Below are 8,080 nucleotides of genomic sequence, written 5' to 3'. Positions count from 1 at the left end.
TGGCGCCGCGGGGGCGAGGCGGAGCGCGCCGTGCTCGAGCCACGCCTGCCAGCAGGCTTCAGGGGCCATGCGGGCGCGGGTGCGGGCGAGGCGCCAGCGCGGGCCGCCGCCCGCCGCCCACCCGGGGACGGGGGCGAGGTGCCAGCGGGTCTCGACGCCGGGGGCGCCGCCGGCGCCGGGGGTGAGGAGGAGGGCGAGCGGGGCCTCGCCGGGGCCGAGGGCGCCGGTTTCGGCGGCGAGGTGCAGGCGGCGGACGGCGAGGAGCTCCGGCGGCTCGAGGAGGTCGGCGACGACCAGCGCCACCTCGCCCGAGCGGAGCGCCTCCTCGGCGGCCCAGAGGATCTCGGCCGGCTTGCGGGTGCGGACGAAGACGAGGCGGGCGGGGTCGAGGAAGGGGCTGATCCCGTCGCCCATCGGCCGCTCGGGCGCCCAGGCCGGGTGGATCCAGAGCAGCGGGCCGGTAGTGCGGGCGGCGGCGAGGAGGGCGAAGACGGCGCGCGAAGGGCCCGCCGCCTCGTGGGTGCGGGCGCGGGCGAGGGCGACGCCGGGGGCGAGCGCCAGTTCGGAGGCGACGGGGGCGGTGGCGGTCTGCAGCATGATGTTCGCGGGATGTTCGCAAACTTCCCGCGACGGATCAAGCTCAGGCGAGGAGGCGCGCCTTCTGCTCGGCGAATTCCTCGGCGGTGAGGATGCCGGCGGCGTGCAGTTCGGCGAGCTTCTGCAGCCGGGCGATGGCCTCGTCGCTGAGGCCGCCGGCGGCCGGGGCGGCGGCTGGGGCGGCCGGGGCGGGCACCTCGGACGCGGCGGCCTGCGGCGCGGCGGCGGCCTGCGAGGCGGCGGCGGCGCGGCCGGTCTGCTTGGCGGCGACCTTGCCGGAGACGGCGGTCGCGGTCGCGGAGATGACGGCGGTGCGGGCGGCGGTCTGGGCGGCGCGGCCGATCAGGCCGGGGCGTCCGCGGCGGGATCCGAGCATCGGGGTCTCCTTATTCGGCGATGGCGAGGAGCGAGGCCTGGGCCTCGGTCATCACCTGGTGGGGGATGCGTTCGGCGAGGACCAGCCGACCGTTGGCGGCGCGGACGCCATCGGCGAAGCGGGTGGCCCAGACGTGCTCGAAGAGGAGCGCGGCGGCGGCGGTGCCGGGGGCGAGATCCTCGCCGAGTTCGGCCAGGTCGGCCTCGGAGAGCAGCGGGCTGAGCTCGCCGGTCAGCCGCTCGAAGGCGGCGGCGACCTCGGGGCCGAGCTCCTGGGTCTCGAGGATGGAGACGGTGCCGTCGGCGGCCCTGGTGACGGCGGCGATGTCGATCAGGCGCACCAGGCCCTGGTCGAGCAGTTCGTTCAGCGCCGGGACGACCTCGGGGCTGAAGCGGTCGCTGTCGAAGTGGATGACGATGTATTCGACGGGGCCGAGGATGTCGGGCATGAGAGCTCCTTTTCGATCAGCCGGCCGGCTCCAGGTCGAAGGCGGCGGCCAGCAGGGTACGGGTGTAGGGGGTTTGCGGGGTCTCGAAGATGCTGCGGGCGTCGCCGGATTCGACCACGTCGCCGTTCTGCATGACGACGACGCTGTGGGCGAGGGCGCGGACGACGCGGAGGTCGTGCGAGATGAAGATGTAGGCGAGGCCGTATTTCGCCTGCAGGTGGCGGAGGAGCTCGACGATCTGCACCTGGACGGTCATGTCGAGGGCCGAGGTCGGCTCGTCGAGGACGACGAGCTTCGGCTGCAGGATCATGGCGCGGGCGATGGCGATGCGCTGGCGCTGGCCGCCGGAGAATTCGTGCGGGTAGCGCTCGGACGTGGCGGGGTCGAGGCCGACCTCCTCGAGGATGGCGGCGACGCGGCCTTGCTCGTCGCCGAGGCCGTGCACGGCGAGGCCCTCGGCGACGATCCCTGCCACGGACATGCGCGGCGAGAGGGAGCCGTAGGGGTCCTGGAAGACCATCTGCATGTCGCGGCGGAGCGCGCGGAGCTGGGCGTGCTTCCAGCCCTGGATGTCCTGGCCGAGGAAGAGGATGCGGCCCTCGGAGGAGATGAGGCGCATGATGGCGAGGGCGAGCGTGGTCTTGCCGGAGCCGGATTCGCCGACGACGCCGAGGGTCTCGCCGGCGCGGATCGAGACGGTGGCGTCGTTGACCGCCTTGATGTGGCCGACGGTCCTGCGCAGGAGGCCGCGGCGGATCGGGAACCAGACGCGGAGGCCCTGGGTCTCGACGACGGTGGCGGCGCCGGCCGGGACCGGGTCGGGGCGGCCGGTCGGCTCGGCGGCGAGGAGCTTGCGGGTGTAGGCGTGCGAGGGTTCGGCGAAGATGCGGGCGGTCGGGCCGGTCTCGACGATCTCGCCGGCCTGCATCACCGCGACCCGGTCGGCGATGCGGCGGACGATGCCGAGGTTGTGGGTGATGAAGAGCATGCCCATGCCCTCGGCCTTCTGCACCTCGGCGAGGAGGTCGAGGATGCGGGCCTGGACGGTGACGTCGAGGGCGGTGGTCGGCTCGTCGGCGACGAGGATGTCGGGGCCGTTGGCGAGCGCCATGGCGATCATCACCCGCTGGCGCTGGCCGCCGGAGAGCTGGTGCGGGTAGGACTTGAGGCGCTCCTCGGGGTCGCGGATGCCGACGCGGGTGAGGAGGTCGAGGATGCGCGCGCGCGCCGGGGCGCCGGTCAGGCCCTGGTGGAGGGCGAGGCTCTCGCCGAGCTGCTTCTCGATGGTGTGGAGCGGGTTCAGCGACGTCATCGGCTCCTGGAAGATGAAGCTGATGTCGTTGCCGCGGGTACGCCGCAGGGTCTTCTCGTCGGCGGTCAGCATCTCGGTGCCGCGGTAGCGGACCGAGCCGGTGACCTTGGCGTTGTCGGGGAGAAGGCGGACGGTGGAGAGGGCGGTGACGGACTTGCCGGAGCCGGATTCGCCGACCAGCGCCAGGGTCTCGCCGGGGTAGAGGTCGAAGCTGACGCCGCGCACGGCGGGGGTCGCGCGGCCGCCCTGGTGGAAGGTGACCGAGAGGTCGCGGGCGGCGAGGAGGGGCTCCGGCAGGGGGAGCTTGCCGGTGTCCTTCATCGGATTTCGCACGCGAAACTATAGGTAAGCAATTGAGCTGAAAGGGATTCATAATCGTTAAAATTTTTTGGGCGCGCGCGGGCGGGAAATCGGCCGTTGCGGCCGGTGCCTCCGGCGGGCGTAACCGCGCCGGGAAGATGGCGGGGCGCGCGGTTCAACGGAAGGTCTTTCGCGGGTCGAAGGCGTCGCGGACGCCCTCGAAGATGAAGACGAGGAGCGAGAGCATGATGGCGAAGGTGAAGAAGGCGGTGAAGCCGAGCCAGGGGGCGTTGAGGCGGTTCTTGCCCTGCAGCGCCAGCTCGCCGAGCGAGGGGTAGGAGGGCGGCAGGCCGAGGCCGAGGAAGTCGAGGGCGGCGAGGCCGCCGATGGCGCCGGTGATGATGAAGGGGAGGAGGGTGAGGGTTGCCACCATGGCGTTCGGCAGCATGTGGCGGAACATGATCTTGGCGTTGCCGAGGCCGAGGGCGCGGGCGGCGCGGACGTATTCGAAGTTGCGGGCGCGCAGGAACTCGGCGCGGACGACGCCGACGAGGCTGGTCCAGGAGAAGAAGGCGATGAGGAGCGTGAGCAGCCAGAAGTTCATCGTGAAGATCGCCGAGAGGATGATGATGATGTAGAGGCTGGGCATGTTCACCCAGATCTCGACGATGCGCTGGAAGACGAGGTCGATCCAGCCGCCGAAGAAGCCCTGGGTGGCGCCGGCGAAGATGCCGATGAGGCTGGAGATGACGGCGACGACCAGCGCGAAGAGGACGGAGATGCGGAAGCCGTAGATGACCCGGGCGACGACGTCGCGGGTCTGGTCGTCGGTGCCGAGCCAGTGGGTGCGGTCGGGCGGCGAGGGGGCGGTCGTCACGTCGTAGTTGATGGTGTTGTAGCTGAAGGGGATGAGCGGCCAGATCATCCAGCCGGGTTGCGTCACCGGCTGGCCGTCAGCAGTGCCTTGGGTCACGGCTTCCTGGTAGATGCCGTCGGGGTCGTCGAGGCAGGCCTCGACGCCGCCGGTGCGGACGAGGCAGCGGACCTCGGGGGAGGTGTATTCGGCCTGGGTGGCGAACTCGCCGCCGAAGTCGGCCTCGGAATAGAAGCTGAAGATCGGGAAGCGGAAGCCGTCCTGGAAGCGGACGACGAGCGGCTTGTCGTTGGCGACGAACTCGGCCGAGAGGGTGACGAGGAAGAGGGCGAGGAAGACCCAGAGCGACCAAAAGGCGCGGCGGTTGGCCGTGAAGTTCGCCAGGCGGCGGCGCTGGAGGGCGGTGAGGCGCATCAGGTCTCGCGGCTCTCGAAGTCGATGCGGGGGTCGACCCAGACATAGGTGAGATCGGAGAGGAGGCCGACGACGAGGCCGAGGAGGCCGAAGACGTAGAGCGTGCCGAAGACGACTGGATAGTCGCGCTGCAGCGCGCTCTCGTAGGCGAGGCGACCGAGGCCGTCGAGGGAGAAGATGGTCTCGATGATGAGGCTGCCGCCGAAGAAGACCGAGATGAAGACGGCCGGGAAGCCGGCGATGACGATGAGCATGGCGTTGCGGAAGACGTGGCCGTAGAGGACCCGGGTCTCGGTCAGGCCCTTGGCGCGGGCGGTCATCACGTACTGCTTCTTGATCTCGTCGAGGAAGCTGTTCTTGGTCAGGAGCGTCATGGTGGCGAAGGCGCCGATCGTCGAGGCGATGACCGGCAGCGTGATGTGCCAGAGGTAGTCGAGGATGCGGGCGGGCCAGGAGAGGTCGGCCCAGTTGTCCGAGGTGAGGCCGCGCAGCGGGAAGAGCTTCCAGTAGGAGCCGCCGGCGAAGAGGACGAGCAGCATGACGGCGAAGAGGAAGCTCGGGATGGCGTAGGCGACGATGATGGCGCCGGAGGTGACGGTGTCGAAGCGGCTGCCGTCCTTCGTCGCCTTGCGGATGCCGAGCGGGATGGAGATGAGGTAGGCGAGCACCGTCGACCAGAGGCCGAGGGTGATCGAGACCGGCATCTTCTCGATCACGAGGTCGATGACGGAGATCGAGCGGAAGTAGCTCTCGCCGAAGTCGAAGGTGAGGTAGTTGCGCAGCATGATGAGGAAGCGCTGCCAGGCCGGCTTGTCGAAGCCGAACTGCTTCTCGAGCTCGGCGATGAACTCGGGCGGCAGGCCCTGCGCGCCGCGGTAGTCGCCGACCGGCTCCACCCCGCCTCCGCCGCCGCCCCCGCCGCTGATGCGGTCGAGGGCGTTGCCTTCCTGCTGCAACTCGGCCAGCACCTGCTCGACCGGGCCGCCGGGCATGAACTGCACCAGCACGAAGTTGACGAGGAGGATGCCGAAGAGCGTCGGGACGATCAGCAGCAGCCGGCGGAGGATGTAGGCGCCCATGGCTTCAGCGGACGGCGGTCAGCGGATCGCGCCCGCGGCGCGGAGCGCGTCGTAGCGTTCCTTGTCGGCCCACCAGATGGTCGGGGCGCCGGTGGCGTAGGGCGGCAGCTCGTCGGGGTGGCGGTAGAAGTCGTAGTAGGCGAGCCAGGTGTCGGGGCGGACCCAGAGCGGCACGCGGATGGTCATCGCGCGCAGCACCCGGTCGAGGGCGCGGACGCGGACGTTCAGATCCTCGCGGGTCTCGGCGGTGGCGATCTCGGTGATGAGCCGGTCGATGCCGGGGTTGGCGACGCCGGAGACGTTGAGCGAGCCGCCGACGTCGGCATAGTCGCTGCCGAAGGCGTCGGAGAGCTCCTGGCCGGGGGTGTCGCTCATCGGCACGTAGACGAGGACGGCGTCGAAGTCGAAGGTCTCGGCCCGCTCGCGCCACTGGGCGCTGTCGACGAAGCGGAGCGAGGCGTCGATGCCGATGCCGCGCAGCTCCTGCACGAAGGGCGAGAGATACTGCTCGGCGTCGGGGCTCGCGTACATGATCTCGAAGCGGAGCTGGCCCCTCGGGCCGGTGAGCTTGCCGCCCCGTTGCTCGTAGCCGGCGTCGGAGAGGAGCCTGAGCGCCTGGCGCTGGCGGGCGCGGTCGCGCTGGCGGGCGTCGGGGGAGGCGTAGGGCAGCGCCGCCGGGTCGTTCAGGATGTCGCCGATGTCGGTGGGGAGGTCGGCGAGCAGCGGCTCGAGCACGGCCTGCTCGTCGGCGGGCGTCGGGCCGGCGGCGACCATGTCGCTGCGCTCCCAGAAGGAGGGGCCGCGCCGCTCGACGCCGTGGAAGAGGGTGGCGTTGATCCACTCGAAGTTGAACATCGTCTCGATCGCCTGGCGGACGCGCCGGTCCTGCCAGGCCTCGCGGCGCAGGTTGAAGAAGACGCCGCCGGCGTAGGGGACGGTGCGGGCGGGGATCTCGGCGGTGACGACGTCGCCGCGCTGCCTGGCCGGGAAGTCGTAGCCGGTCAGCCAGCGGTCGGCGTTGGTCTCGCCGCGGAAGGTGTATTCGCCGGCCTTGAAGGCCTCGAAGGCGCTGGCCTGGTCGGCATAGTAGTCGATGCGGATCTCGTCGAAGTTGTTGGCGCCGAGGTTGACCGGCAGGTCCTTCGCCCAATAGTCGGGGTTGCGCTTGAAGACGACGGTGCGGCCGGCGACGGCCTGGGCGACCTGGTAGGGGCCGGAGCCGAGCGGCGGGTCCATCGAGGCGCGGGAGAAGTCGCGGTCCTTGTAGTAGGCCTTGGAGAAGATGTCGGTCGAGGCGACGGTCTGCAGCAGGTCGCGGACCGGGGCGCCCTGGCGGAAGGTGAACTTCACCTCATGGGGGCCGAGCGCCTCGACGGTCTCGATGTCGCCGAAGTAGGCGCGGTAGCGCAGCTGGCCCTTGGTCTTCATCATCTCGAAGGTGAAGACGACGTCCTCGGCGGTGAGCGGGCTGCCGTCGGAGAAGCGGGCCTCGGGGCGCATCCTGAAGCTGACCCAGCTCTTGTCCGGCGGGTAGGTCACGCTCTCGGCGACGAGGCCGTACATCTGGTCGAGGCTGTCGAGCGAGCTCGCCATCAGGCTGTCGAAGACGATCCAGGCCGAGGCCGGCGCGTCGCCCTTCTCGGTGAAGGGGGTGAGCGAATCGTAGCTGCCGAGGTCCCAGGTGCGATGGATGCCGCCCTTCGGGGCGTCGGGGTTGACATAGTCGAAATGCGCGAAGTCGGCCGGGTACTTGAGGTCGCCGAAGATCGAGAGGCCGTGGCTGGTGATGGTGCCGTCAGGGTTCGTCACCGTGCCCTCGGCCTCGGCGCGGGAGGCGAGGAGGAGGGCGGCGAGGACGAAGGTGGCGAGGAGGAGGGGGAGGAGGCTGGGCGCCAGGGCCCGCGCGGCGCCGTCTCGGGTAAGCGGGACGGCGATGGCGCGGGGGCGGCGGGGATGGATCATGGGGCGCTCGGGCGGCAGTTGCGTCGGTCGGGCCGATCTGTCGCCGCGGCCCGGGCGGCAAGGCACCTCGGAGACGCCGCTGCGCAGGGTTCGGCGCCGGGGTGGCGCGAGCCTACTGCACCGACTCGAGGTAGGCGATGACGTTCGCGCGATCCTCGGGCTTGGGCAGGCCGGCGAAGGCCATCTTGGTGCCGGGGACGTCCGCCTTCGGGTTGGTCAGGAAGTGGAAGATCTGCTCGGGGGTCCAGTCGCCGCCGTGCGCCTTCATGCCATCGGAGTAGCTGAAGCCCTCGACCGAGGCGACCGGGCGGCCGACGACGCCGTCGAGGTGCGGGCCGACGGCGTTCGATCCGTCGAGCTTGTGGCAGGCGGCGCACTTCTTGAAGACGGTCTCGCCCTTGGCCACGTCGGCGGCGGCGACGAGCGCCGCGACGTCGACCTCCTCGGCCGGGGCGCCGGTATCGTCGCCGCCCCCCTCGGGGGCCTCGACGGAGAAGGCGACCACGTCGCTGTGGGTGTCGAAGATGGCGTGGGAGGCGAGCTGGATGAGCAGGAAGACGAGAAGGCTGCCGCAGATGGCGCCGACGAACTTCGTGATCTCCATCGTGTCCATGGGGGCCTCTCACCTTCGCTCGGGCTGCCTGGCAGGCTGTTGAGGCCGTTCTAGCCGGATCGCGCGGGCGAGCGCAAGGCTTGCCGGCGCGCGGCTTGCGCGCGG

Annotated in this window: 8 protein-coding genes; all 8 read right to left on the bottom strand. The window is 70.7% G+C overall.

Annotated elements, in window-relative coordinates; genetic code table 11:
* Positions 1-597, bottom strand: a 597-nt coding sequence (locus Q0112_RS01575) for a hypothetical protein (protein WP_297970512.1), incomplete at its 3' end; no start/stop codon positions are given.
* Between the two features lie 43 nt (positions 598-640).
* On the bottom strand, positions 641-973 hold the full coding sequence (locus Q0112_RS01570) for an SHOCT domain-containing protein (RefSeq protein ID WP_297970510.1): 333 nt from the start codon (positions 971-973) through the stop codon (positions 641-643).
* A 10-nt stretch (positions 974-983) separates the two neighbouring features.
* Positions 984-1,421, bottom strand: a complete 438-nt coding sequence (locus tag Q0112_RS01565; RefSeq protein WP_297970508.1) for a DUF6325 family protein — start codon at positions 1,419-1,421, stop codon at positions 984-986.
* A gap of 16 nt (positions 1,422-1,437) precedes the next feature.
* Positions 1,438-3,054 carry an ABC transporter ATP-binding protein gene (locus tag Q0112_RS01560; protein WP_297970506.1) on the bottom strand — a complete coding sequence of 539 codons (1,617 nt, stop codon included), beginning with the start codon at positions 3,052-3,054 and terminating at the stop codon, positions 1,438-1,440.
* A gap of 154 nt (positions 3,055-3,208) precedes the next feature.
* Positions 3,209-4,321 carry an ABC transporter permease gene (locus Q0112_RS01555; RefSeq protein ID WP_297970504.1) on the bottom strand — a complete coding sequence of 371 codons (1,113 nt, stop codon included), beginning with the start codon at positions 4,319-4,321 and terminating at the stop codon, positions 3,209-3,211.
* The gene (locus tag Q0112_RS01550; protein ID WP_297970502.1) at positions 4,321-5,400 is read right to left on the bottom strand and encodes a microcin C ABC transporter permease YejB; all 1,080 of its coding nucleotides are present in this window, start codon (positions 5,398-5,400) and stop codon (positions 4,321-4,323) included. The genes Q0112_RS01555 and Q0112_RS01550 overlap by 1 nt, the downstream gene beginning before the upstream one ends.
* An 18-nt stretch (positions 5,401-5,418) precedes the next feature.
* Complete coding sequence (locus tag Q0112_RS01545; RefSeq protein WP_297970500.1) at positions 5,419-7,362, bottom strand: extracellular solute-binding protein; 1,944 nt, start codon at positions 7,360-7,362, stop codon at positions 5,419-5,421.
* Between the two features lie 112 nt (positions 7,363-7,474).
* The gene (locus Q0112_RS01540; RefSeq protein ID WP_297970498.1) at positions 7,475-7,975 is read right to left on the bottom strand and encodes a cytochrome c family protein; all 501 of its coding nucleotides are present in this window, start codon (positions 7,973-7,975) and stop codon (positions 7,475-7,477) included.
* Between the last annotated feature and the right edge of the window lie 105 nt (positions 7,976-8,080).

Origin of the sequence: uncultured Amaricoccus sp. (assembly GCF_937858865.1) — a bacterium.
Taxonomy (GTDB): domain Bacteria; phylum Pseudomonadota; class Alphaproteobacteria; order Rhodobacterales; family Rhodobacteraceae; genus Amaricoccus.
This window is presented reverse-complemented; position numbering and strand designations above follow the sequence as displayed.

Bases quoted from the DNA above. Each gene is read 5' to 3' on its own strand.
- Q0112_RS01560 (WP_297970506.1), bottom strand. From the start codon at position 3,054: ATGAAGGACACCGGCAAGCTCCCCCTGCCGGAGCCCCTCCTCGCCGCC.
- Q0112_RS01540 (WP_297970498.1), bottom strand. From the start codon at position 7,975: ATGGACACGATGGAGATCACGAAGTTCGTCGGCGCCATCTGCGGCAGC.
- Q0112_RS01545 (WP_297970500.1), bottom strand. From the start codon at position 7,362: ATGATCCATCCCCGCCGCCCCCGCGCCATCGCCGTCCCGCTTACCCGA.
- Q0112_RS01555 (WP_297970504.1), bottom strand. From the start codon at position 4,321: ATGCGCCTCACCGCCCTCCAGCGCCGCCGCCTGGCGAACTTCACGGCC.
- Q0112_RS01570 (WP_297970510.1), bottom strand. From the start codon at position 973: ATGCTCGGATCCCGCCGCGGACGCCCCGGCCTGATCGGCCGCGCCGCC.
- Q0112_RS01550 (WP_297970502.1), bottom strand. From the start codon at position 5,400: ATGGGCGCCTACATCCTCCGCCGGCTGCTGCTGATCGTCCCGACGCTC.
- Q0112_RS01565 (WP_297970508.1), bottom strand. From the start codon at position 1,421: ATGCCCGACATCCTCGGCCCCGTCGAATACATCGTCATCCACTTCGAC.